We start from the raw sequence: 23,914 nt of genomic DNA on the forward strand, positions 1-23,914 counted from the left end.
GGATTCGCCATCATGACCGAAGAAAATCAGCCGCAGGTTCCGCGGGCTCTCGCGAGCCGCCATCTTTGCACCGTCGAATTTGAGGTCGGGGGAGGTCTGGTCGCGATCGGCGCTTCGCCGTTCGGCGACCAGCGGCTCGGCTATATCTCCGGCGGGCGATTTTTCGGGCCGCGAATCAACGGCATCGTCTTGCCCGGCGGCGGCAATTGGTCGCGCAGCGGACGGCTTGGCGACACGGCGTCGGTCGGCACTTTCGATGCCCGCGCGGTGTGGCAGACCGACGACGGCGACCTTGTCTATCTGAGCTACACCGGGCGCAGCATCATTCCCGACGATGTGCGCGCGACGTTCGCCGATCCCGCGGTGCCCGATGCCGACCCGTCGCGATATTATCTGCGAATCGCGCCGGTGTTCGAGACCGCGAGCGCCCGATATGGCTGGCTGAACGGCCTGCTCGCGGTCGGAGTCGGCGAACGCACCGCCTTCGGGGTCCGCCACGTCATCCATGAAGTGCTGTAGGATGATCGACCTTCATTATTCGGCGACCCCGAACGGGCAGAAGATCGCGATCCTGCTCGAGGAGATCGACGCGCCCTATCATGTCCTGTCCTATGACATCTTCAACGGCGACCAGCTGACCGCCGCGTTCGGGCGCATCAACCCGAACCACAAGCTGCCTGCGATCGTCGACCGGGATCCGGCGGGCGGCGGCGCGCCGGTGACGGTCTTTGAATCGGGCGCGATCCTGCAATATCTGGCCGAGAAGAGCGGCCGCTTCCTCCCCGCATCGGGCGCCGCGCGCGCCGCGACGCTGTCGTGGCTGAACTGGCAGGTCGCGGGACTCGGCCCGATGGGCGGGCAGGCGAGCCATTTTCTGCGCTATGCCCCGGCGGGCCAGGATTATGCCGCCCATCGCTATACGAAGGAGGTGACGCGCCTGCTCACCGTCCTCGAACGGCGACTGGACAAGAGCGTCTATGTCGCGGGCGACGATTATACCATCGCCGACATGGCGATCTGGCCCGGCCGTGCCTCGGCCTTCGTCATGGGGATGGGGCTGGACGACTGGCCCGCGACGCGCGCCTGGTTCGAACGCATCCGCGAACGCCCCGCGGTCGCGCGCGCGATGAGCCGCGAAGATATGAAGGCGCCGGCGAAATATATCGGGCGGCACCAGACGCTGGGCGAGCAGGAATGGTCGAACATGTTCGGCGATGCGAACCATGCCGCGGTGACGGGGGATTGAGGCGGAGGTCGCGACCGGGAGCGGCCGTTTGTTCTCCCCTCCCGCACGCGGGAGGGGACATCAACGCCATCCTTCAAAGATCGCGCTCCATCCCGACGCAGCGCCCGCCCGGCCGCACCCTATCGCTTCGCATGCTGGCGGTCGCCCCACAGGATCGCGCGATGGTCGTCGTTGAAGCCGGTCAGTCCGCCCTCGATCGTCTCGGCGCGCGCGGTGCCGACCTGCATCCCTTCGGCGACCGCGGGCCGCGCGAGCATCGCGGCGCCCCAGCGCTCGACATTTGGAAAGCGCCCCGCCTTGTCGATCAACGAACGGCGAAGATAGGGCAGGGTCGCCATGTCGGCGATGGTATAATCGTCGCCCGCCAGCCACTCGGCCTCGCCCAGCCTTTTGTCGAGCACCATCATCAGCCGGTCGACCTCGCGGCCATAGCGTTCGATCGCATAGGGATGGCGGTCCTTGGCATAATGGGTGAAATGCGCCTCCTGCCCGAACATCGGGCCGATACCCGACACCTGAAACATCAGCCATTGCCAGCAGATCGCGCGCTTCACCGGGTCTTCGGGGAGGAAACGGCCGGTCTTCTGCGCGAGATAGAGCAGGATCGCCCCCGTCTCCCACAGCACGAAACCCGGCCCTTCGGGGCCTTCGTCGTCGACGATCACCGGGGTTTTGTTGTTCGGATTGAGCGCGAGGAATTCGGGCGTGAGCTGTTCGCCGGCGAGGATATCGACGGGTTCGAGCCGCCATGCGAGCCCCATTTCGAGCAGCGCGATCGCGATCTTGCGCGCGTTCGGGGTCGGGCCGCCATAGAGGGTGATCATCGCCTCACGCCTCCCGGCCGAGCCAGCGTTTGAGCACGTCGGCGCTATCCTGGCCGACGGTGAGCGGGGCGGGGCGGCGCACGCTGCCCGGCGTCGCCGACAGCTTGGGGAACACTCCCTGCATCCTGATTTCGCCCAGTTCCTCATCCGCGACCGTGACCAGCGCCTCGCGCGCGGCGAAATGCGGGTCGGCGACCATGTCCTCGGCGTCATAGACGCGGCCCGCCGGAACGCCTGCCGCGATCATCGTCGCTTCGAGTTCGGCGATCGTCATCGTCGCCGTCCAGTCGCCGATCAGCGCGTCGAGTTCTTCCTGCCGCGCGCCGCGCGCGCGATGCGTCGCATAGCGCGCGTCGTCGGCGAGTTCGGGGCGGCCCATCGCCGCGGCGAGGCGCGCGAAGACGCCGTCCTGGTTCGCGCCGATCAGATATTCGCCGTCGCGGCATGGATAGACGTTCGACGGCGCGATGCCGGGCAGCGCCGATCCGGTGCGGCGGCGTTTCACGCCGCTCGCCGAATAGTCCGACACGGTCGATTCCATGACCTGGAGCACCGCTTCGTAAAGCGCCGAATCGACGATCTGGCCTTCGCCGGTCCTGTCGCGGTGATGGAGCGCGGCGAGCGCGCCGAGGCAGCCGTAAGTGGCGGCGAGCGTGTCGCCGATCGACACGCCCATGCGCGCGGGCGGCAGGTCTGGAAAGCCGACGATGCCGCGCCAGCCGCCCATCGCCTCGCCGATGCCGCCAAAGCCGGCACGCTTCGAATAGGGGCCGGTCTGGCCATATCCCGACACGCGCACGACGATCAGCCCCGGATTGGCCTTGCGCAGCGCGGCGGGGTCGAGATTCCATTTCTCGAGCGTGCCGGGGCGGAAATTCTCGATCAATATATCGGCCTTGGCGATCAGGTCGCGCGCCAGTTGCTGCCCCTCGGCCGAACGCAGGTCGGCCGCGACCGAATATTTGTTGCGCGCGATGACGCGCCACCAACTGGGCTTGTCGCCCTGGCCCCAGTGGCGCATCTGGTCGCCGGTCTCCGGCGGCTCGAGCTTGACGATCTCGGCCCCCATGTCGCCGAGAAGCTGGCCGCAGAAGGGGCCGGCGATCAACTGCCCCATCTCGACCACCTTGATTCCGTCCAGCGCTCCCCCGCTGCCGCTCGTGTCCGTCATGTCGTTCCTTTCGGGGCGGGGCCTGCTAGAAACAGGGTCGCGCCGCCCATATGGCCATCGTATACTTAGAATGCTATGTAATTTTCAACCTGCTAAATGACTCGGGAATATTCGGGACCAGGATGATGAAAGATCGCAGAGTGGAAATGGTCGAAGTCGGGCCGCGCGACGGCCTGCAGAATGAATCGGCGATCGTCTCGACCGCCGACAAGGCTGAACTGATCCGCCGCGCCATAGCCTATGGTGCGCGCCGGATCGAGGTGACGAGCTTCGTCAATCCCAGCAAGGTGCCGCAACTCGCCGATGCCGAGCAATTGGTGGCGATGCTGCCCGACCGCGACGATGTCACCTATATCGGGCTGGTGCTCAACCGCCGCGGCGCCGAGCGCGCGCTCGCGACCGGGCGGATCGACGAACTCGGCGCGGTCTGCGTGACCAGCAATACGTTCGGCGTTCGCAACCAGGGGCAAAGCTCCGCCGAATCGCTCGCCGCGGCGATCGAGATCGTCGGCTTGGCGAAAGCGGCGGGGCGCAGCGGACAGATCACCATCGCCACCGCCTTCGGCTGTCCGTTCGAGGGCGAAATCGCGATCGATCGCGTCGTCGAAATGGCGAAGCGCGCCGCCGATGCCGGTCCGCGCGAGATCGCGCTCGCCGACACGATCGGCGCCGGCACCCCGGCCGAGGTCGCCGAGACGGTGGGCCGCGTGCGCGCGGCGGTCGGCGCGCTTCCGGTGCGCGTCCATTTCCACAACACGCGCGGCAGCGGGCTCGCCAATGTCTGGGCGGCGGTAAACGAAGGCGCGGCGACGGTCGACGCATCGCTCGGCGGCCTCGGCGGCTGTCCGTTCGCGCCCGGCGCGGCGGGCAATGTCGCGACCGAGGATGTCGTCTATCTGCTCGAACGCAGCGGCGTGGCGACCGGGCTGGCGCTGCCGCGGGTGGTGGAGGCGGCCGGCTGGCTCGGCGGCGTGATGGGACGGCCGCTACCCGCGATGGTGAGCAGGGCGCCCGCCTTTCCGGGCAGCTGAACCTTTATCCCCCGTCCGCCACCCTTGGCGGCCGCGACGGGGGAAAGGTTGTGTGTGCACAAGAGGAACATTAAGGGAACAAATACCGATCGTCAACCCTCTTTCGCGAGCATCGCTCCTGATTGACGTAAACGTCAATTAACGCCAAGGCCGTCGCGGAAAATAGCGAAAGGAACAGAAGAATGGCCGAGCAACCCCGCTTTGATCTGACCGGCCGCGTCGCCTTGGTGACGGGCGCGTCGTCGGGACTTGGCGCCGGTTTTGCCAGGGTGCTGGCAGCAGCCGGGGCGAAGGTTGTTCTCGCCGCGCGCCGCGCCGACAAGCTTGCCGAGCAGGTCGCGGCGATCGAGGCGGTCGGCGGCCAAGCGATCGCGGTCAGCCTCGACGTCACCGACGAAACATCGACCAAGGCCGCCTATGACGCCGCCGAGGCGGCGTTCGGAACCGTCGATACGATCGTCGCCAATGCCGGCGTCGCGACCGAGAAAGTCGCGCTCGGCCTCAGCGTCGACGACGTCGACGGCTTGTTCGCCGCGAACGTGCGCGGCGTGTTCCTGACCGCGACCGAAGGCGCGCGGCGGCTCGAAGCGGCGGGCAGCCGTGAGAAGCAGCACGGCCGCGTCGTCATCATCGGATCGATCACCGCCGAGAAGATCTTTCCCGCGACGTCGGTCTATGGCGCGACCAAGGCGGCGGCGCGCCATCTGGGCAAGGCGCTGGCGCGCGAATGGGCGCGGCGCGGAATCTGCGTGAACGTCATCCAGCCGGGCTATTTCGAGTCCGAAATGACCGCCGACCTGTTCAACAGCGAAGCGGGCGGCCAATTCGTCGCGACCTTCCCGCGCCAGCGCCTCCGCCCGCCGAGCGACCTGCACGCGCCGCTGCTGCTGCTCTGTTCGGACGCCGCGCAGGGGATCACCGGCAGCGTGATCACCATCGACGACGGGCAGACGCTGTGAGCGGCGAACTGCTCGTCGAGGCGCGCGGGCAGGTCGAGATCGCGACGCTCCATCGGCCCGATCGGCTGAATGCGCTGAACGAAGGACTGGTCGAAGAACTCAATACCTATTTCGGCGGGCTGGCCGATCGCCAGGACGTGCGCGTCGTCATCCTGCGCGGCGCCGGGCGCGGCTTCTGCGCCGGGCTCGACATTCAGGAGGATCGCCAAAAGAGCGGGACGCGCGACGAGACGCCGGTGCTGCGCACGCTGCGCACCCAGACCAGCATCGGCAATATCTATCGCAAGATGCGCGCCTGTCCGCAGCCGATCATCGCGCTCGGCCATGGCGCCGCGGCGGGCGGCGGGCTGTCGCTGCTGCTCGCGTCCGACGTGCGCTATGGAAGCCCCAGCTTTCGCTGCAACGCCGCCTATATCCGCATCGGGCTCGGCGGTTGCGACATGGCGTCGAGTTATTTCCTGCCGCGTCTCGTCGGCGCCAGCCTGGCGGCGGAGATGATCCTGACCGGGCGCTTCATCGACGCCGAGCGCGCGCTTGGCGCCGGGTTGATCAGCGAGATCGTCGATGAGGACAAACTGCTCGACCGCGGCCTCGCGCTCGCCGACGAGATGCTCGCCACCAGCCCATGGGGGCTGCGGCTGTCGAAACAGGCGCTCAATCTGAACATCGACGCGCAAAGCCTCGACGCCGCGATGGCGATCGAGGACCGCCAGCAGGTCATCCTCTCGGCGACCGAAGACCATAAGGAGGCGCTCGCCGCCTTCCTCGACAAGCGGCCGCCCCAATATCGCGAACGCTGACCGGGCGGGACAGGCCGGACGCGCCATGAGCATTGACTTTGCAATCTTTTGACACGACAAGTGCCAAAATAATTGCAGGGGGAAAGGCGATGGCAATGCGTGGAAAAGCCGGGCGGGGGGCCGGCTGCATTGTCCGGGCGCAGAGCGCGCTTGTCGCCTTGATGGCCCTGCTCGCGGCGGCGCCGGCGCTGGCTCAGGCCATCCCGGCGCCGCCGCGTCATCCCAATATCGTCATCCTGCTCGCCGACGACTGGGGGTTCAGCGACGTCGGTTCGTTCGGCAGCGAGATCGCGACCCCGAACATCGATGCGCTCGCGGCGGCGGGGATGCGCTTTTCGAACTTCCATGTCGCCGGATCCTGCTCGCCGACGCGCGCGATGCTGCAAAGCGGGGTGATGAACCACCGCGCCGGGCTCGGCAACATGCCCGAGACGATCCCCGACGAACATCGCGGCAAGCCCGGATATGATACGGTGATGAACCTGCGCGTCGTGACGATCGCGCAGCTTTTGAAGGCGGCGGGTTATCGCACCTATCTGACCGGCAAATGGCACCTCGGCAGCGATGCGAAGCGCCTGCCCGGCGCGCGCGGCTACGACCGTGCGTTCAGCCTCGCCGATGCCGGCGCCGACAATTTCGAGCAGCGGCCGATCGAGGGGATGTACGACACCGCCGCCTGGACCGAAAACGGCAAGCCCGCGATGCTGCCCAAGGATTATTATTCGTCGCGCTTCGTCGTCCAGAAGATGATCGACTATATCGAGGAGGACCGCGCGAGCGGCAAACCCTTCCTCGCCTCGGTCAACTTCCTCGCCAACCATATTCCGGTGCAGGCGCCCGACAGCGACATCGCGCGCTATTCGGCGATGTATCGCGAAGGTTGGACCAAGCTGCGCGAAGCGCGGGCGAAGCGTGCGGTGGCGCTCGGCATCATGCCCGCCGGCACCACAATGGTGACGATGAAGACGACCCCCGACTGGGCGAAGCTCGATGCCGAGGAACGCGCGGCCGCGATCCGCGTGATGCAGGCCTATGGCGCCATGGCGACCGCGATGGACCGCGAGGTCGGGCGGCTGGTCGCGCATCTGAAGGCGACCGGCGATTATGACAATACGATCTTCGTCTTCCTCTCGGACAATGGCGCCGAGCCGACCAACCCCTATAACCGGCTGCGCAACCGGCTGTTCCTCGGGATGGAATATGACACATCGACCGCGAACATCGGCCGCCGCGGCAGTTTCAGCGCGATCGGGCCCGGCTGGGCGAGCGCCGCCTCCTCGCCGCTGTCGGGCTACAAGTTCAGCGCCGCCGAGGGCGGGCTGCGCGCGCCGCTGATCATCGCCTGGCCCGGCCATCCACAGGTCCGCGCGGGCGCGATCAACGGCGGGCTGGCGCACGTCACCGACATTTTGCCGACCTTGCTCGACCTTGCAGGGGTTCCCGGCCAGGACGGAACATGGGACGGGCGGCCGGTCGAACGGCTTGCGGGACGCAGCCTCGTCCCGATGCTCGGCGGCGGCGCGGGCAGCGTTCATGGCGACGCGCCGATCGGCTATGAACTGTCGGGCAATGCCGCGCTGTTTCGCGGCGATTACAAGCTTGTCCGCAACCTCGCGCCGACCGGCGACGGCAATTGGCGGCTCTACGACATCAAGACCGATCCTGGCGAAACCCGCGATCTTGCCGCCGCGATGCCCGACCGCTTCGCGGCGATGCGCGCCGACTATGCGACCTTCGCCAAGGATAATGGCGTGCTCGACATGCCGGCGGGCTATACCGCCGACGAGCAGATCAACCGCTACGCCTGGCAGAAGCAGGGAAAGAAGCGCGCGATCCAGGCCGGGCTGGTGCTCGGTGGGATTGTGATTGGATTGGCCGCGCTGGTCTGGGCCTGGCGCCGTCGGCGTCGATCCAGGGCTTAATCCCTGATCAGCGCCGCGACCATATGCGCGACGACCGCGCCGGAATCCTCGACCGACAACCCCTGGTCCTGCCGGATCGCGCGCCAGTTCTGGAACGACAGCGCCGCGCACAGCGCCTCGACCCGATAGCGGTCGCCGCGCACCTCGGCGGGGAGCAGGCGCAGCACGAGGTCGCGTTCCATCGTCACGACCTGCGCATATTGGCCCATCAGGAAGGGCGACTGATAGCGCTTGATATTGGCGGCGAGGCGGAAGGGCAGCATCATCTCGAACACCCGCGCGCGGCGGTGGGTGAGGTCGCGGACATTCGCACGCCAGTCGGGCGCCTCATAGGGCGCGGTGATCACCGGCCAGATGCGATCGGTGACGATCCGCGAAATTTCGCGATAGAGCGAGTCCATGTCGTCGAAATGGCGAAAGACGGTGCGCAGGCCGACGCCCGCTTCTTCGGCGACGCGCGCGGCGCTCGGCATCAGGTCGCCGCCCTCGATCAGATCCATCATCGCCGCGACGATGCGCTTGTGGCTCGACCGGCTGCGCTCGCGCCGCCCGTCGATCCGTGTGCCTTCGTCGGCCAGTTCGGCTTTCACTGTCCCCTCCATGATCTTCCCGCTGGCGCAGCTTGCGCCGCGCGTCAATGGCCGCATCGAACCATCTTGCGCCGCCATCAATATAATGACACACATAGTGCCATAATATAAGCGGTCAATGTGGGAGGGGCGGGAGTATGAAGAAGAGATGGGTGGCGCTCGGCGTCCTCGCCCTGCTCGCAGCGGGGGGCTATTGGGGCTTTCAGGCGAATAAATATCGCCTTCCCGGGCTGGTGCAGGACTGGCGCAACCCGGTGCAGCCCAATCGCCCGGTCGCCTGGGCGCAGGGGCCCGCGGAAATGCCCGCCGATCCGCCTGAGAGCAAGCGGCCGCCGAACATCATCCTGATCGTCGCCGATGACATGGGCTGGAACGACATCAGCCTCAATGGCGGAGGGGTCGCGGGCGGGATCGTCAAGACGCCCAATATCGACGCGATCGCGCAGGGCGGCATGAATTTCACCACCGCCTATGCCGCCAATGCGACCTGCTCGCCGTCGCGCGCGGCGATGATGACCGGGCGCTATCCGACGCGCTTTGGCTTTGAATATACCGCGGTGCCGGTGGAGTTTGCCGAGAATCTGACCCATGGTGGCGGGATCGGGCCGTTGAAAACGATCTTTCACAAGGAATTGATCACCGACGACATCCCCGACTATCCCGACATGGGCGTGCCGCCGGGCGAAGTGACGATCGCCGAAGCGGTAAAGGCGGCGGGCTATCACACGCTGCACATCGGCAAATGGCACCTCGGCGAGGCACCGAAGCTGCAACCCAACGCGCAGGGCTTCGACGAAAGCCTCGCGGTGCTGGCGGGCGGAGCCAAATATCTGACCGATGACGACCCCGACACGGTCAACGCCAAGCTGCCGTGGGACCCGATCGACCGCTTCATCTGGGCGAACCTGCGCCACGCGGTGACGTTCAACGGCAGCAAGCGCTTCCATCCCAAGGGGCATATGACCGACTATTTCGCCGACGAGGCGATCAAGGCGATCGACGCGAACCGGAACCGGCCCTTCTTTCTCTACCTCGCCTTCAACGCGCCGCACACGCCGCTGCAGGCGACGAAGGAGGATTATGCGAAGCTCCCCCAGATCGAGGACCGCAAGACTCGCGTCTATGGCGCGATGATCGCGCAGCTCGACCGGCGGATCGGCGACGTGATGGCCGAACTGAAGCGCGCCGGGATCGACGACAATACGCTCGTTATCTTCACCAGCGACAATGGCGGCGCCTGGTATAATGGCATCGCGGGCCTCAACGCCCCCTATCGCGGGTGGAAGGCGACCTTTTTCGAGGGCGGCATCCGTACCCCGCTCTTCATGCGCTGGCCGGGACATATCGCGCCGGGATCGACCCGCGCCGACATGACCGGCCATCTCGACATCTTTGCGACGATCGCCGCGGCGGCGGGCGCGAAACTGCCGACCGACCGCGTCATGGACAGCCAGAATATCCTCGCCGGTCCCGCCAAGCGGCAGGCGCTCTATTGGCGCTCGGGCGATTATCGCGCGGTGCGGGTGGGCGACTGGAAATTGCAGGTGACCAAGCGGCCCGAAAAGGCGCGGCTCTATGATCTGGCGACCGACCCGACCGAGCAGCACGACCTGTCGGCACAGCAGCCGCAGCGCGTCGCGCAGCTTCGCGCGATGATCGAGGCGCAGAACAAGGGGATGGCGAAACCGATCTGGCCGGGCCTGATCGAGGGACCGATCCGCATCGACGTGCCGCTCAACACGCCGTGGAAGGATGGGCAGGACTATATCTACTGGACGAATTGATCGGCTGCGGCGTGGAAGATTTCGGCGACGATAACGGGTCCGTCGATCGATAGGGAAAGACCGGCAGGCCTGTCGATAAACAGCGCGTCGCTCGCGGACAGGTCGAACCGGGCCTGATCCACCGTGATACCGGCCGAGCCGGCGGCGACCAGCAGCAAGCTGTTTGCCGCCGTCGCCCGCGCTGCCCGCCATCGATCGAGCGTCGCCGAATAGGTGCCGCGGCGCGCCATGATATTCAGGACCGTGCAGCTTTCGCCCACCGGCGCGGCGCTGACCGTCGCTTCGCCGACGAAGTGCAGCGCGGCGGAGCCGGGGCGCAGGCGATGGGCCGCTTCGCCAATCTTGACGACCAGTTCGCCGTCCAGAAGCATCAGCGCGCGATCTATGCCCGGAAAGGCCGAGAACGGCCCCGCCGCGGCGATCGTCGCGATGCTGGCGCGCCAGAGGAAATCCGCGTCGCCCGCGCCCTCGGGATAGACGGCAATGTCGCGCGTCACCCCGCCACCGTTCTTCCAGGGCCGCGGCACGCGGTCCCGCGCGGACAACAGGCGAAAGGCGCTCAACCCAATATGCCGGGCAGGTCGAGCCCCTTCTCGCGTGCGCAGTCGATGGCGATGTCGTAACCTGCATCGGCGTGGCGCATGACGCCGGTCGCGGGGTCGTTCCACAGCACGCGCTCGAGCCGCGTCGCCGCTTCGGGCGTCCCGTCGGCGACGATCACCATCCCGCTATGCTGCGAATAGCCCATGCCGACCCCGCCGCCGTGGTGCAGCGACACCCAGGTCGCGCCCGACGCGGTGTTGAGCAGCGCGTTGAGCAAAGGCCAGTCCGAAACCGCGTCCGATCCGTCGCGCATCGCCTCGGTCTCGCGGTTGGGCGAGGCGACCGAGCCCGAGTCGAGATGGTCGCGGCCGATGACGACCGGCGCCTTGAGCTCGCCCGACGCCACCATCTCGTTGAACGCGAGGCCGAGCCGCTGGCGATCGCCGAGCCCGACCCAGCAGATGCGCGCGGGCAGGCCCTGGAAATGGATCTTCTCGCGCGCCATGTCGAGCCAGTGGTGGAGGTGGGCGTTGTCGGGGAGCAGTTCCTTCACCTTGGCGTCGGTCTTGTAGATATCCTCGGGATCGCCCGACAGCGCCACCCAGCGGAACGGCCCGATGCCACGGCAAAAGAGCGGACGGACATAGGCGGGGACGAAGCCGGGGAAGTCGAAGGCATTTTCGACGCCTTCATCCTTCGCCATCTGGCGGATGTTATTGCCGTAATCGGTGGTCGGCACCCCAGTGGCCTGCAAGTCGAGCATCGCCTGGACATGCACCGCCATCGACGCCTTGGCGGCCTTGGCGACCGCCGCCGGATCGCTCTCGCGCTTGGCGAACCACTCGTCGAGGCTCCACCCGGCGGGGAGGTAGCCGTTGACCGGATCGTGCGCCGAGGTCTGGTCGGTGAGCAGGTCGGGGCGGATGCCGCGGCGGACCATCTCGGGCAAAATCTCGGCGGCATTGCCGAGCAGGCCGACCGATACCGGCTTGCCCCCGGCATGGCTTGCCTCGATGATTTCCAGCGCCTCGTCGATGCTTGAAGCCTGCTTGTCGAGATAGCCGGTGCGCAGCCGCATCTCGATGCGGCTCGGCTGGCATTCGATCGCGAGGCAGCTTGCGCCCGCCATCACGCTCGCGAGCGGCTGCGCGCCGCCCATGCCACCGAGCCCGGCGGTGAGCAGCCAGCGGCCCGACAGGTCGCCGCCATAATGCTGCCGTCCCATCTCGACGAATGTTTCATAGGTGCCCTGAACGATGCCCTGGCTGCCGATGTAGATCCAGCTCCCGGCCGTCATCTGGCCGTACATCATCAGGCCCTTTTTATCGAGCTCGTGGAAATGCTCCCAATTCGCCCATTCGGGGACGAGGTTGGAATTGGCGAGCAGCACGCGCGGCGCATTCTCGTGGGTGCGGAACACGCCGACGGGCTTGCCCGACTGGATCAGCAGCGTTTCATCGCTCTCCAGACGCTTCAGTGTCTCGACGATCTTGTCATAGCTTTCCCAGTCGCGCGCGGCGCGGCCGATGCCGCCATAGACGACCAACTCCTCGGGCCGCTCGGCGACGTCGGGGTGGAGGTTGTTCATCAGCATCCGCATCGGCGCTTCGGTGAGCCAGCTCTTCGCGCTGATCTGGGTGCCGGTCGCGGGGCGGATCACGCGGCTGTTGTCGAGACGGGTCATGACTATCCTTTCGCAAAGTCGAGGGTCGCGGCGATGACCTGTTCGAGGACGGGCCTGATCGCGGGAGCGGGGTCGAGGGGGGAGGGCCAGTTGGCGTGGGTCAGCTCGGTCGGCTCGGTCATATAGCCGCGCTGCGCCAGCTCCATCTGGATCGCATGGATGCCGTCGTCGGGGCGGCCGTAATGGCGCGTCGTCCAGCCGCCCTTGAAGCGGCCGTTGACGACATGGCTTGCGCCGCTCGCCGCGCAGATGTTCGCGATCACCGTTTCAAGCTCGGGCGCGGCGGTCGCGCCGCCGTTCGTCCCGATGTTGAATTGCGGCAATTCGCCGTCGAACAGGCGCGGGACATGGCTGCGGATCGAGTGGGCGTCATAAAGGACGACGCGGCCGTGCACGGCTTTCAGCCGCTCAATCTCGCCCATCAGCCGTTCGTGATACGGCCGGTGATAGCTATGCAGGCGCTGCATGATCGCGGTCTCGTCGGGCGTGTCGAATCGATAGAGCGATGCGCCGTCAAAGGTCGTCGTCGGGCACAGCTCGGTCGTCGCCTGCCCCGGATAGAGCGAGGCGCCCGATGGGTCGCGGTTCATGTCGATGACGCTGCGCGAAATGCCGGTCGCGACCAGCGTCGCGCCGAGATCGGCGGCGAAGGCGTAAAGCTCGGCGATCCACCAGTCGGTGTCGATCTGCGCGTGCCAGGGCGAAACATACTGCTCGTCGATCCCGGCAAGGTCGGTGCCGCCATGCGGAAAGGCGATGACGAGTGGCGCGTCGCCGCGCTGGACGCGCAGCCAGTCCATCAGCCGACCCCCGGCAGGCTGGCGGGGGTCGCCGCGACGAGGCTGCCCGAGCGGATCAGCGCGGTCGCCGCCTCGATGTCGGGATGGAAGTGGCGGTCGTCCTCGAGCGTCGGCACCTCGGCACGCAAATGCCCGCGCGCCGCTTCGAGCGCGTCGCTCGATGTCAGCGGCGCGTGGAAATCGATGCCCTGACACGCCGCGAGCAACTCGATCCCGATCACCGCGCTGGCGTTATCGGCCATGTCGAGCAGACGGCGCGCGCCGTGCGCGGCCATCGAGACATGATCCTCCTGGTTCGCTGAGGTCGGGATCGAATCGACGCTGGCGGGATAGGCGCGCTGCTTGTTCTCGCTGACCAGCGCGGCGGCGGTGACCTGCGGGATCATGAACCCCGAGTTGAGGCCGGGGCGCGGGGTCAGGAAGGCGGGCAGCCCCGACAGCGCCGGATCGACGAGCATCGCGATCCGGCGTTCGGCGATCGACCCGATCTCGCACAAGGCCATGGCGATCATGTCGGCGGCAAAGGCGACGGGCTCGGCGTGGAAATTGCCGCCTGACAGCGCTTCATCCGTATCGGCGAAGATCAGCGGATTGTCGGAGACGCCGTTCGCCTCGATGCCCAGCGTCGTCCCCGCCTGTCGCAGCAGGTCGAGCACCGCGCCCATCACCTGCGGCTGGCAGCGCAGGCAATAGGGGTCCTGCACGCGCGGATCGCCCTCCGCATGCGACGCGCGGATCGCCGATCCCGCCATCAGGCCGCGCAGCGCCTCGCCGACTTCGCGCTGCCCGGCGTGGCCACGCAGCGCATGGATGCGCGCGTCGAACGGCGCGTCGGAGCCCTTGGCGGCCTCGGTCGACAGCGCGCCGGTGATCAGCGCCGAGCGGAACAGCGTTTCGGCGCGAAACAGCCCGGCGAGCGCGTTGGCGGTGGAGAATTGCGTACCGTTGAGCAGCGCGAGCCCTTCCTTGGGGCCAAGGTCGAGCGGTGCGAGGCCAGCCTCTGCCAGCGCATCGGCAGCGGGAAGCACTCTGCCGCCGACCTCGATCGCGCCGACGCCGATCATTGCCGCCGCCATATGCGACAGCGGCGCGAGGTCGCCGCTCGCGCCGACCGACCCTTGCGACGGCACCACCGGGGTCAGACCCTTGGCGAGCATCGCCTCGATCATCGCGACCGTCGCGCGGCTGACCCCCGACGCGCCCATGCCGAAGCTCGCGAGCTTGAGCGCCATCATCAGCCGGACGATCGGGGTCGGCGACGGCGCGCCGGTTCCCGCGGCGTGGCTGAGCACGATATTGCGCTGAAGCGTCGCCAGATCGCCGTCGGCGATGCGAACGCTGGCGAGCTTTCCAAAGCCGGTGTTGACGCCATAGACGGGCGCGCCCTTCGCGACGATCCGCGCGACCGCCGCGGCGCTCCGGTCGATCGCATCCCACGAGTCCGCGCTCAGCGCCGCGCCCGCCCCTTCGTAAATCGCGTTCCAGTCGGCGAGCGTCATCGCGCCGGGGGTAATCGTCACCATGGTCATCGTCCCATCCAGATTCGTTGGTGTAGCGGGTTGAAGCCGATCCGGCCGACCAGGTCGGCGGGCCGCGCGATATCCCAGATCGCAAGGTCGCAATGCTTGCCGACCGCGAGGCTGCCGACCTCGCCCGCCAGCCCGAGCGCGCGCGCCGCGTGGCGCGTCACGCCGAGCAGGCATTCGTCGACGGTCAGGGCGAACTGCACCGCCGCCATGTTCATGGTCAGCAAGATCGAAGTCAGCGGCGAGGTGCCGGGGTTGCAGTCGGTCGCGAGCGCGATCGGCACCCCCGCGGCACGCAAGGCGGCGACGGGCGGCGGCTTGGTTTCGCGAAGGAAATAATAGGCGCCGGGAAGCAGCACCGCGACCGTCCCCGCCGCCGCCATCGCGGCGACGCCGGCGTCGTCCAGATATTCGAGATGGTCGGCCGACAGGGCATGATGGCGCGCGGCGAGCGCGGCGCCATGCTGGTTCGACAATTGCTCGGCGTGGAGCTTGACGGGCAGGCCGTGCTTCGCGGCGGCGGCGAACACGCGCTCGGTCTGCGCGGGGGTGAAGCCGATATTCTCGCAAAAGGCATCGACCGCGTCGGCGAGCCCCGCCGCCGCGATCTCGGGCATCATCGTCCCGCAGACGAGGTCGATATAGCCATCGGCGTCGCCCGCATATTCGCCAGGCAGCGCGTGCGCGCCGAGGAAGGTGGTGCGCACCGTCACCGGCCGCACCTTGCCGAGCACGCGCGCGGCGCGCAGCATCTTCGCCTCGTCCGCCGCCGAGAGGCCGTAGCCCGATTTGATCTCGACCGTCGTCACGCCTTCGGCGATCAGCGCGTCGAGGCGGGGAAGGGCGCTCGCGACCAGATCGGCCTCGCTCGCGGCGCGCGTCGCATGGACGGTGGACACGATGCCGCCGCCCGCGCGCGCAATCTCTTCATAGGAAGCGCCCTTCTGGCGCAGCTCGAACTCGGCGATGCGGTCGCCGGCAAAGACCAGATGGGTGTGCGGGTCGATCAGCCCCGGCGTGATCCAGCGGCCTTCGCAATCGATCGTCTCGGCCGCCGACGGGGCATCGGCCATCGACCCGACATAGGTGATCGCGCCCGCCGCCATGCCGATCGCGCCATGCTCGATCACACCCAGGCCGGGCAGGCCATCCTGCATCGTGGCAAGACGGGCGTTGGTCCACAGGCGATCGCTTTGCATCACTCCCTCTCCTGCTTGCTGGCCGACTCAATTATGTATATACATTAGTAGCGAATGGATGAAGATGTCCAGATGGGATGATCGATGGCGCTTTGGTGCGAGCAGGCATGGCTTCCGGACGGCTGGTGCGGCCATGTCCGGCTGACCCTTGAACAGGGCCGGATTTCGGGGATTGAAACCGGTATCGACGCCGCGCCCGGCGATGAACGGCACGCGATTTTTCTGCCCGGCCTGCCCAATTTGCACAGCCACGCCTTCCAGCGCGGCATGGCCGGGCTGGCCGAGCGCGCGGGGACGGGCGCCGACAGTTTCTGGACCTGGCGCGAGGCCATGTATCATTTCGTCGATCGCCTCGATCCCGAGGGGATGCAGGCGATCGCCGCGCTCGCTTTTGCCGAAATGCTCGAAAGCGGCTTCACCTGCGTCGGCGAATTTCACTATCTCCATCATGGCCTTGATGGGCAGCCCTATGACGATATCGCGATCATGGCGCGCGCGATTGCCGACGCCGCGGACGCGACGGGGATCGCGCTGACGCTGCTGCCCGTTTTTTATGCCCATGCAGGGTTCGGCGGCGCCGATCCGGCGCCCGGCCAGCGGCGCTTCGTCAATGATGTCGATCGCTATGCGCGGCTCCTTGACGCGGCGCAGGGCGCGGTTGCCGGGCTCGACGCGGCGGTCGTCGGCGTCGCGCCGCACAGCCTGCGCGCGGCGACGGCGGAGGAACTGGCGGCGGTCGCCGCGATGGCGCCGGGCGCGCCGGTTCATATCCATATCGCCGAGCAGACGGCCGAGGTTGACGCCTGTCTCGCGTGGAGCGGGGCGCGGCCGGTCGAGTGGCTGATGGACCATGCCGATGTCGATCGCGATTGGTGCCTCGTCCACGCGACGCACATCACCGACGCCGAGCGCCACGCGATCGTGCAGAGCGGCGCGGTCGCCGGCCTCTGCCCGATCACCGAGGCGAACCTCGGCGACGGCCTGTTTCCCGCGCGCGATTTTCTTGCCGAGGGCGGGCGTTTCGGGGTCGGCTCGGACTCGAATGTCGAGATCGACGCCGCAGCCGAACTGCGCCTGCTCGAATATGGGCAGCGGCTCGCGCAGCGCGGCCGCAACCTGCTCGCGAGCGGCGCGGGGCAGTCGACCGGGGCAAGCCTCTATCGCGGCGCGCTCGCGGGCGGCGGGCAGGCGCTCGGGCGCCCCTCGCCCGGTCTTGCGGTCGGCGCGGCCGCCGACATCGTCAGCCTGAACGCCGCCGACCCCGGTTTCGCGGGCCGCACCGGCGACGCCATCCTCGATAGCTGGATCTTCGGCGGCGGCGCGCGCCGCGTCGATTGCGTCTGGCGCGGCGGCGTCAAGCGGGTCGCGGGCGGCCGCCATGTCGCGCGCGACGCGATCGACGCCCGCTATCGCACCGCGATGGCGACCTTGCTCGGATGAAGCAAAGCAACGCCATCCACGCGCAAATCCGGCGCGATATCGAGGCGCGGATCATGTCGGGCGACCTGTCGCCAGGGACGCGCATTCCCTATGAGCATCAACTGATGGCGAGCTATGGCTGCTCGCGCATGACGGTGAACCGGGCGCTGCGCGCGCTGATCGAGGCGGGGCTGCTCGAAAGCCGACGGCGCGCCGGCACCTTCGTTTCGCACCCGCGCATTCACCGCGCCGCGCTCGAAATTCCCGACATCCGCGACGAGATCGCCGGGCAGGGTGAGGCCTATCGCCTCGACCTCGACCGCCGCGAGGTTCGCGCCGCGACCGAAGAGGACCGCCGCCTGCTCCAGATCGAGGGCGGCGAGGTGCTTGCGCTCGAATGCCGCCACCATGCGGGCGGCCGCGCCTATGCGCTCGAACGTCGCCTGATCAACCTGGCGGCGGTGCCCGAGGCGGCCGATATCGATTTCGCTGTCGAGCCGCCCGGATCGTGGCTCCTCGCGCACGTTCCGTGGACCGAGGCCGAGCACCGCATCACTGCCTTCAACGCCGGCGCCAAGGAACTGGTCGCGCTCGGCATTTCGGCGGGGGCGGCGTGCATGGCGCTCGAACGCTGGACGTGGCGCGGTGCCGAGCGCATCACCTATGCGCGGCAGGTCTTTCCGGGCGACCGCTACGCCCTCGTTGCCCATTTTTGCCCCTGAAGGAAGCGTCCCATGGATTTCTCGCGCCTCGAAACCAGCAGCAAGATCGGCGACGGTTGGGCCTATCCGGCGGTCGAAGCGCGCAAGAGTGGCTGGCTTGCGGTCGACGCCGAGGCCGGGCACCGCCTCTATTGGGAGGAATATGGCCCAGCCGATGGCGAGCCCGTCATGTTTCTCCACGGCGGCCCCGGCGGTGCCTGTTCCCCCGAAATGGCGCGCTTCTTCGATCCCGCGCGCTACCGCGTCATCCTGTTCGACCAGCGCGGCTGCGGCAAGAGCGAGCCGAATGTCGCCGCGGCCGGCCCGGCGGCGGCGCTCGCCCACAACACCACCGCCGATCTGATCGGCGACATCGAGACACTGCGCGACGCACTCGGCATCGCGGGCAAGATGCACGTCTTCGGCGGAAGCTGGGGCAGCACGCTCGCCATGGCCTATGCGATCGCCTTTCCGCACCATTGCGCCAGCCTGATCCTGCGCGGCATCTTTCTGGGCGCGGCCGAGGATCTGCTCTATCTCTACCAGGGCAACGCCGCGACCTGGCACGAAGCGCCGCATGCGCTGACCGCGCCCGGCGCCTATATCGCCTATCCTGACGAATGGGGCGAATTGCTGTCGATCCTGACGGTCGCCGAGCGCACCGACGTCATGGCGTCCTACAAGACGATCTTCGACACGGTCCCCGCGAACGAGGCGGAACGCCGCAAGCAACTGGACGCTGCGGTCGCCTGGTCCTTGTGGGAAGGGACAATCTCGAACCTGATCCCCGAACATGCCGCAACGGGCAAGTTCGGCGACGCCGATTTCGCGCTCTGCTTCGCGCAGATCGAGGCACATTATTTCGCGAATAATCTGTTCATCGAACCCGGCCATCTGCTCGGCAATACCGCGACGCTCGCGTCGATCCCGGTGCATATCGTCCACGGTCGTTTCGACCAGGTCTGCCCGCTGACGCAGGCGTCGCGGCTGGTCGATGCACTACGCGGCGCGGGGGCCAAGCCCGCGACTTATATCATCACCAACGCGGGGCACAGCGCGATGGAGCGCGAGAATGCGCTGGCGCTCACCGCGATCATGGACGGGCTGCCGCGCATCACCGCCTAGCGGAGGGCGGAGCGATTTGCGGACCCGGGCGTTTTCGTCTCCGGTCCGCCGGGCAAGAGAGGAAAAGCCATGCAGCATCTGTTCACGCGAATCGCCTCGCGCGCCGCGCATGTCATGGGCCAGCCCGTCACCTTCATCGTGGCGGCCGGACTCATCCTGCTCTGGGCGGCGACCGGTCCGCTGCTCCAATATTCGGACACCTGGCAGTTGATCGTGAACACCGCGACGACGGTGATGACCTTTCTGGCCGTCTTCCTGATCCAGAACAGCCAGAACCGTGACGGCGCCGCGATGCAGGCCAAGCTCGACGAGATTTTGCGCGTGCTCGAACAGGCGCGCAACGAATTCGTCGGGATCGAGCATCTGACCGAGGCCGAGATCGAGAATATCCGCGACGCGCTGGAGGCCGACGTCACCGGCAATGGGGATGGCAACGGCGCGCTTGGCACCACGGTCGAACGGCTGCTCAAGCGGCTGTAGCGGCGCGTCCGCATATTTCGCGAAATCATATGACATTCCTATGCGGGCGGCCTTTTCGCGCTCTCGCATTCAAATCCCATTCGCTTCTATTGGACTCTTGCGCAGGCGATCCGGGCCACGATCCGTGGCCGGCGCCGTGCCGGAGCAGAACCCATGCAGGACATTCTCTGGATCGGCCTCATCCTCGGCCTGGTCGCCGCGAGCTTCGGCTACGCGCGCCTGTGCGACGGCGCATAAGGAGCGATGGCCGTGACTCTCGACCTTTGGCTGGCGGGCGGAACCGCGCTCGCCCTTCTTCTTTACCTCGTCGCCGTGCTCGCGCGGCCCGAACGCTTTTAGGGGAGACGCGCGATGACCGTTCAGGGATGGCTCCTGATCATCGCCTTCACCGGCATCCTGCTTTTGCTCTGCAAGCCGATGGGCCTGTGGCTCTTCGCACTCTACGAAGGGCGTCCGACGCTGCTGCACCCTGTGCTCGGTCCGGTCGAGACGGGCTTCTATCGCCTCGCGGGGATCGATCCCACAGAGGAGCAGGGGTGGCGCCGCTACGCGGTGCATATGCTGATCTTCAACGCGGTGTTGTTGCTCTTCACCTATATGATCCTGCGTCTGCAAGGCGTTTTGCCGCTCAATCCGCTCGGGCACGATGGGGCGAGCGCCGATCTCGCCTTCAACACAGCGGTCAGTTTCACGACCAATACCAATTGGCAGAGCTATGGTGGCGAATCGACGCTGTCGAACCTCAGCCAGATGCTCGGCCTGACGATCCATAATTTCCTCTCGGCGGCGACCGGCATCGCGCTCGCCTTTGCGCTGTTCCGCGGCTTCGCGCGACGCGAGGCGAAGACGATCGGCAATTTCTGGGCCGATATGACGCGCGTCACCCTCTATCTGCTCCTCCCGCTCTGCCTCGTCTATGCGATCTTCCTGATCGCGAGCGGGGTTCCGCAGACCTTGGCCGGGTCGGTCGATGTGACGACGCTCGAGGGGGCGAAGCAGACGCTCGCGCTCGGCCCCGTCGCGAGCCAGGAAGCGATCAAGATGCTCGGCACCAATGGCGGCGGCTTCTTCAACGCCAATAGCGCGCATCCGTTCGAAAATCCGACCGCGCTCACCAATCTCGTCCAGATGCTGTCGATCTTCCTGATCGGTTTCGGCCTCACCTGGACCTTCGGCAAGGCCGTCGGCAATCCGCGCCAGGGCTGGGCGATCCTGGCGGCGATGGTGACGATCTTCCTTGCCGGGGTCACCATCACCTATTGGCAGGAAGCGGCGGGCAATCCGGTGCTGCACCAGCTTGGCGTCGCGGGCGGCAATATGGAGGGCAAGGAAGTCCGCTTCGGCATCGCCGCGTCCGCGCTCTTCTCGGTCGTCACCACCGCGGCGTCATGCGGCGCGGTCAACGCGATGCACGACAGCTTCACGGCGCTTGGCGGCCTGATCCCATTGTTCAACATGCAGCTTGGCGAAGTGGTGATCGGCGGGGTCGGCGCGGGCATCTATGGTTTCCTGCTTTTCGCGATCCTCGCGATTTTCGTCGCCGGGCTGATGGTCGGGCGCACCCCCGAATATGTCGGCAAGAAGATCGAGGCGCGCGAGGTCAAGCTCGCGGTGCTCGCGATCGCGGTGCTGCCGCTGATCATCCTCGGCTTCACCGCCATCGCGTCGGTGACCGGCGCGGGGCTGGCGGGGCCGCTCAACAAGGGGCCGCACGGTTTTTCGGAGATTCTCTATGCCTTCACCAGCGCGGTCGCGAACAATGGATCGGCCTTTGCGGGCCTCTCCGCCAACACGCCTTTCTATAATGGCATGCTGGGGGTGGCGATGTGGTTCGGCCGCTTCTTCGTCATCCTTCCGATGCTGGCGATCGCGGGCGGGCTGGCGGCGAAAAAGCATACGCCCGAATCGGCGGGCAGCTTCCCGACCACCGGGCCGCTGTGGACGGGGCTGCTGATCGGCATCGTGCTGATCGTCGGCGGACTTACCTTCCTGCCCAGCCTCGCGCTTGGCCCCATCGCCGATCATCTCGCGATGACAAGCGGCCAGCTCTTTTAAGGATTTGGCATATGGCACAGTCCACCCAAAAATCGATGTTCACGGCAGAATTGATCGTTCCGGCGATCGGCGACGCTTTCCGCAAGCTCCATCCCGGCGAGTTGATCCGCAATCCGGTGATGTTCACCACCGCGGTGGTGGCGAGTTTGCTGACGCTGTTGCTCGTCGTCGGTCAGGACGGGCTCGGGGTCGGCTTCAAGCTGCAACTCGTCATCTGGCTCTGGCTGACCGTGCTGTTCGGCACCTTTGCCGAGGCGCTGGCCGAAGGGCGCGGCAAGGCGCAGGCGGCGTCGCTGCGCGCGGCCAAGGCCGACCTCACCGCCAAAAGGCTGAAGGGCGAGGGCAAGGCCTATGACAATGTCCCTGCCAGCGCGCTTCGCGTCGGTGACGAGGTGCTCGTCGAAACCGGCGACCTGATCCCCTCCGACGGCGAAGTGGTCGCGGGTGTCGCGTCGGTCAACGAAGCCGCGATCACCGGCGAAAGCGCGCCGGTGATCCGCGAGGCGGGCGGCGACCGATCGGCGGTGACCGCAGGCACGCGCGTCATCTCTGATGAAATTCGCGTCCAGGTGACGGTGGGTCCGGGGCAGGGTTTCCTCGACCGGATGATCGCGCTGGTCGAAGGCGCCGAGCGGCAGAAGACGCCGAACGAGATCGCTCTGACTTTGCTCCTCGTCGGCCTCACGATCATCTTCCTGATCGCGGTCAGCACGATTCCGGCCTTTGCCTCCTATGCCGGCGGGACGATTCCGGTTGCGATCCTCGCCGCGCTGCTGATCACGCTCATCCCGACGACGATCGCGGCGCTGCTCTCGGCGATCGGCATCGCGGGGATGGACCGTCTCGTCCGCTTCAACGTGCTCGCCAAGTCGGGGCGCGCGGTCGAGGCGGCGGGCGACGTCGATGTGCTGCTGCTCGACAAGACCGGCACGATCACCGTCGGCGACCGCCAGGCGACCGAGTTTCGCGCGGTCGGCGGAACCGGGGCCGCGCAGCTCGCCGAAGCCGCGCTGCTCGCCAGCCTGGCCGATGAAACCCCCGAAGGGCGCTCGATCGTTGCGCTGGCGCGCGAAAAATTCGGCCAGACCGCGGCGGCGCTGCCCGATCGCGCCGAAGTCATTCCCTTCACGGCGCAGACCCGCATCTCGGGCCTCAGGATCGGCGACAGCGTGATTCAGAAAGGCGCGGTGGATTCGGTCCTCAAGGCCAATCCGGGCGCCGAGACGACCGCGGCCGCCACCGAATTGCGCCGCATCACCGACGAGATCGCGCGCGCCGGCGGCACGCCGCTCGCGGTGGCGAAGGACGGGCAATTGCTCGGCGCGATCTTTTTGAAGGACATCGTCAAGGCGGGCATCCGCGAACGCTTTGGCGAATTGCGCGCGATGGGCATCCGCACGGTGATGATCACCGGCGACAATCCGCTGACCGCCGCCGCGATCGCCGCCGAAGCCGGGGTCGACGATTTCCTGGCGCAGGCGACGCCCGAGGACAAGCTGGCGCTGATCCGCAAGGAACAGGCGGGCGGGCGGCTGGTCGCGATGTGCGGCGACGGCACCAACGATGCCCCCGCGCTGGCGCAGGCCGACGTCGGCGTCGCGATGAATACGGGGACGCAGGCCGCGCGCGAGGCGGGAAATATGGTCGACCTCGACAGCGATCCGACCAAACTGATCGAGGTCGTGGGGCTCGGCAAGCAATTGCTGATGACGCGCGGCGCGCTCACCACCTTTTCGGTCGCCAACGATGTGGCCAAATATTTCGCGATCATCCCGGCGATGTTCATCGTCCTCTATCCGGGGCTCGGCGTGCTCAACATCATGGGGCTGACCAGCCCGCAGAGCGCGATCCTGTCGGCGATCATCTTCAACGCGCTGATCATCCCGCTGCTCGTCCCGCTCGCTTTGAAGGGCGTGGCCTATCGCCCGATGGGGGCGGGGCCGCTGCTTGCGCGCAACCTTGCCGTCTATGGGCTTGGCGGTCTCGTCGCGCCTTTCATCGGCATCAAGCTCATCGACCTGGCCGTCGGCGGCCTCGGTCTCGCCTGAGGACGGA

The 23,914-nt window shown here is 67.1% G+C and carries 22 protein-coding genes; 14 read left to right on the forward strand and 8 right to left on the reverse strand.

The features are described 5' to 3' along the window. The first annotated feature begins 12 nt into the window (after nt 1-12). Both CVO77_RS14475 and CVO77_RS14480 read left to right on the forward strand, forming a co-directional pair. Complete coding sequence (locus tag CVO77_RS14475; protein ID WP_105999643.1) at nt 13-519, forward strand: DUF3237 domain-containing protein; 507 nt, start codon at nt 13-15, stop codon at nt 517-519. Nucleotide 520: 1 nt separating this feature from the next. Continuing rightward, on the forward strand, nt 521-1,246 hold the full coding sequence (locus CVO77_RS14480) for a glutathione binding-like protein (RefSeq protein ID WP_105999644.1): 726 nt from the start codon (nt 521-523) through the stop codon (nt 1,244-1,246). Nucleotides 1,247-1,365: 119 nt separating this feature from the next. Here CVO77_RS14480 and CVO77_RS14485 read toward each other — a convergent pair whose 3' ends face one another. Together CVO77_RS14485 and CVO77_RS14490 are read right to left on the reverse strand one after the other, a co-directional pair. Beyond that, the gene (locus tag CVO77_RS14485) at nt 1,366-2,070 is read right to left on the reverse strand and encodes a glutathione S-transferase family protein (RefSeq protein ID WP_105999645.1); all 705 of its coding nucleotides are present in this window, start codon (nt 2,068-2,070) and stop codon (nt 1,366-1,368) included. A 4-nt stretch (nt 2,071-2,074) separates the two neighbouring features. Continuing rightward, the gene (locus CVO77_RS14490) at nt 2,075-3,241 is read right to left on the reverse strand and encodes a CaiB/BaiF CoA transferase family protein (protein WP_192878832.1); all 1,167 of its coding nucleotides are present in this window, start codon (nt 3,239-3,241) and stop codon (nt 2,075-2,077) included. A 125-nt stretch (nt 3,242-3,366) separates the two neighbouring features. On the opposite strand from CVO77_RS14490, the gene CVO77_RS14495 reads away from it, so the two are divergent. From CVO77_RS14495 to CVO77_RS14510, 4 genes are all read left to right on the forward strand, one after another. Continuing rightward, a complete protein-coding gene (locus CVO77_RS14495; RefSeq protein WP_106000856.1) occupies nt 3,367-4,272 on the forward strand; it encodes a hydroxymethylglutaryl-CoA lyase in 906 nt (301 codons plus the stop codon). 182 nt (nt 4,273-4,454) lie between these two features. Then, entirely contained in the window at nt 4,455-5,231 is a 777-nt protein-coding gene (locus CVO77_RS14500) for an SDR family NAD(P)-dependent oxidoreductase (protein WP_105999647.1), read from the forward strand. Beyond that, entirely contained in the window at nt 5,228-6,031 is an 804-nt protein-coding gene (locus CVO77_RS14505) for an enoyl-CoA hydratase/isomerase family protein (RefSeq protein ID WP_105999648.1), read from the forward strand. The genes CVO77_RS14500 and CVO77_RS14505 overlap by 4 nt, the downstream gene beginning before the upstream one ends. A gap of 95 nt (nt 6,032-6,126) precedes the next feature. After that, entirely contained in the window at nt 6,127-7,953 is a 1,827-nt protein-coding gene (locus tag CVO77_RS14510) for an arylsulfatase (RefSeq protein ID WP_105999649.1), read from the forward strand. Here the strand turns inward: CVO77_RS14510 and CVO77_RS14515 are convergent. Next, entirely contained in the window at nt 7,950-8,600 is a 651-nt protein-coding gene (locus tag CVO77_RS14515) for a TetR/AcrR family transcriptional regulator (RefSeq protein ID WP_242445952.1), read from the reverse strand. The genes CVO77_RS14510 and CVO77_RS14515 overlap by 4 nt on opposite strands. 80 nt (nt 8,601-8,680) lie before the next feature. Between CVO77_RS14515 and CVO77_RS14520 the strand changes: the two genes are divergently transcribed. Continuing rightward, nucleotides 8,681-10,327 (forward strand): sulfatase-like hydrolase/transferase, encoded by a 1,647-nt coding sequence (locus CVO77_RS14520; protein ID WP_105999650.1) that lies wholly within the window; start codon nt 8,681-8,683, stop codon nt 10,325-10,327. Here CVO77_RS14520 and CVO77_RS14525 read toward each other — a convergent pair. From CVO77_RS14525 to hutI, 5 genes are read right to left on the reverse strand one after another with little or no spacing between them, the layout of a single operon-like run. After that, on the reverse strand, nt 10,312-10,854 hold the full coding sequence (locus CVO77_RS14525; RefSeq protein ID WP_158258077.1) for a HutD/Ves family protein: 543 nt from the start codon (nt 10,852-10,854) through the stop codon (nt 10,312-10,314). The two genes, CVO77_RS14520 and CVO77_RS14525, sit on opposite strands and share 16 nt — an antisense overlap. Before the next feature lie 32 nt (nt 10,855-10,886). Further along, entirely contained in the window at nt 10,887-12,554 is a 1,668-nt protein-coding gene (hutU, locus tag CVO77_RS14530) for a urocanate hydratase (RefSeq protein ID WP_105999651.1), read from the reverse strand. Between the two features lie 2 nt (nt 12,555-12,556). After that, complete coding sequence (hutG, locus tag CVO77_RS14535; protein ID WP_105999652.1) at nt 12,557-13,354, reverse strand: N-formylglutamate deformylase; 798 nt, start codon at nt 13,352-13,354, stop codon at nt 12,557-12,559. Then, nucleotides 13,354-14,883: a histidine ammonia-lyase gene (hutH, locus tag CVO77_RS14540; RefSeq protein WP_105999653.1), complete on the reverse strand. Its 1,530-nt coding sequence runs from the start codon at nt 14,881-14,883 to the stop codon at nt 13,354-13,356. Before hutH ends, hutG begins: the two co-directional genes overlap by 1 nt. Then, a complete protein-coding gene (hutI, locus tag CVO77_RS14545) occupies nt 14,880-16,079 on the reverse strand; it encodes an imidazolonepropionase (RefSeq protein ID WP_105999654.1) in 1,200 nt (399 codons plus the stop codon). The genes hutH and hutI overlap by 4 nt, the downstream gene beginning before the upstream one ends. 84 nt (nt 16,080-16,163) lie before the next feature. Here hutI and CVO77_RS14550 point away from each other — a divergent pair, with 84 nt between their 5' ends. The 7 genes from CVO77_RS14550 (at nt 16,164) to kdpB (ending at nt 23,907) form a co-directional block, all read left to right on the forward strand. Further along, a complete protein-coding gene (locus tag CVO77_RS14550) occupies nt 16,164-17,519 on the forward strand; it encodes a formimidoylglutamate deiminase (RefSeq protein WP_105999655.1) in 1,356 nt (451 codons plus the stop codon). After that, entirely contained in the window at nt 17,516-18,220 is a 705-nt protein-coding gene (gene hutC / locus CVO77_RS14555) for a histidine utilization repressor (RefSeq protein ID WP_105999656.1), read from the forward strand. The genes CVO77_RS14550 and hutC overlap by 4 nt, the downstream gene beginning before the upstream one ends. Before the next feature lie 12 nt (nt 18,221-18,232). After that, nucleotides 18,233-19,324 (forward strand): prolyl aminopeptidase, encoded by a 1,092-nt coding sequence (gene pip, locus CVO77_RS14560; protein WP_105999657.1) that lies wholly within the window; start codon nt 18,233-18,235, stop codon nt 19,322-19,324. 69 nt (nt 19,325-19,393) lie between these two features. Next, nucleotides 19,394-19,804, forward strand: coding sequence for a low affinity iron permease family protein (locus CVO77_RS14565; protein WP_105999658.1), 411 nt, complete (start codon nt 19,394-19,396; stop codon nt 19,802-19,804). A 243-nt stretch (nt 19,805-20,047) separates the two neighbouring features. Next, on the forward strand, nt 20,048-20,143 hold the full coding sequence (locus CVO77_RS14570) for a potassium-transporting ATPase subunit F (RefSeq protein WP_242445953.1): 96 nt from the start codon (nt 20,048-20,050) through the stop codon (nt 20,141-20,143). A gap of 12 nt (nt 20,144-20,155) precedes the next feature. After that, nucleotides 20,156-21,859 (forward strand): potassium-transporting ATPase subunit KdpA, encoded by a 1,704-nt coding sequence (gene kdpA / locus CVO77_RS14575; protein WP_105999659.1) that lies wholly within the window; start codon nt 20,156-20,158, stop codon nt 21,857-21,859. Nucleotides 21,860-21,870: 11 nt separating this feature from the next. Continuing rightward, nucleotides 21,871-23,907 (forward strand): potassium-transporting ATPase subunit KdpB, encoded by a 2,037-nt coding sequence (kdpB, locus tag CVO77_RS14580; RefSeq protein ID WP_105999660.1) that lies wholly within the window; start codon nt 21,871-21,873, stop codon nt 23,905-23,907. Nucleotides 23,908-23,914 lie beyond the last annotated feature (7 nt).

The sequence above is a fragment of the Sphingopyxis lindanitolerans genome (assembly GCF_002993885.1).
GTDB lineage: Bacteria > Pseudomonadota > Alphaproteobacteria > Sphingomonadales > Sphingomonadaceae > Sphingopyxis > Sphingopyxis lindanitolerans.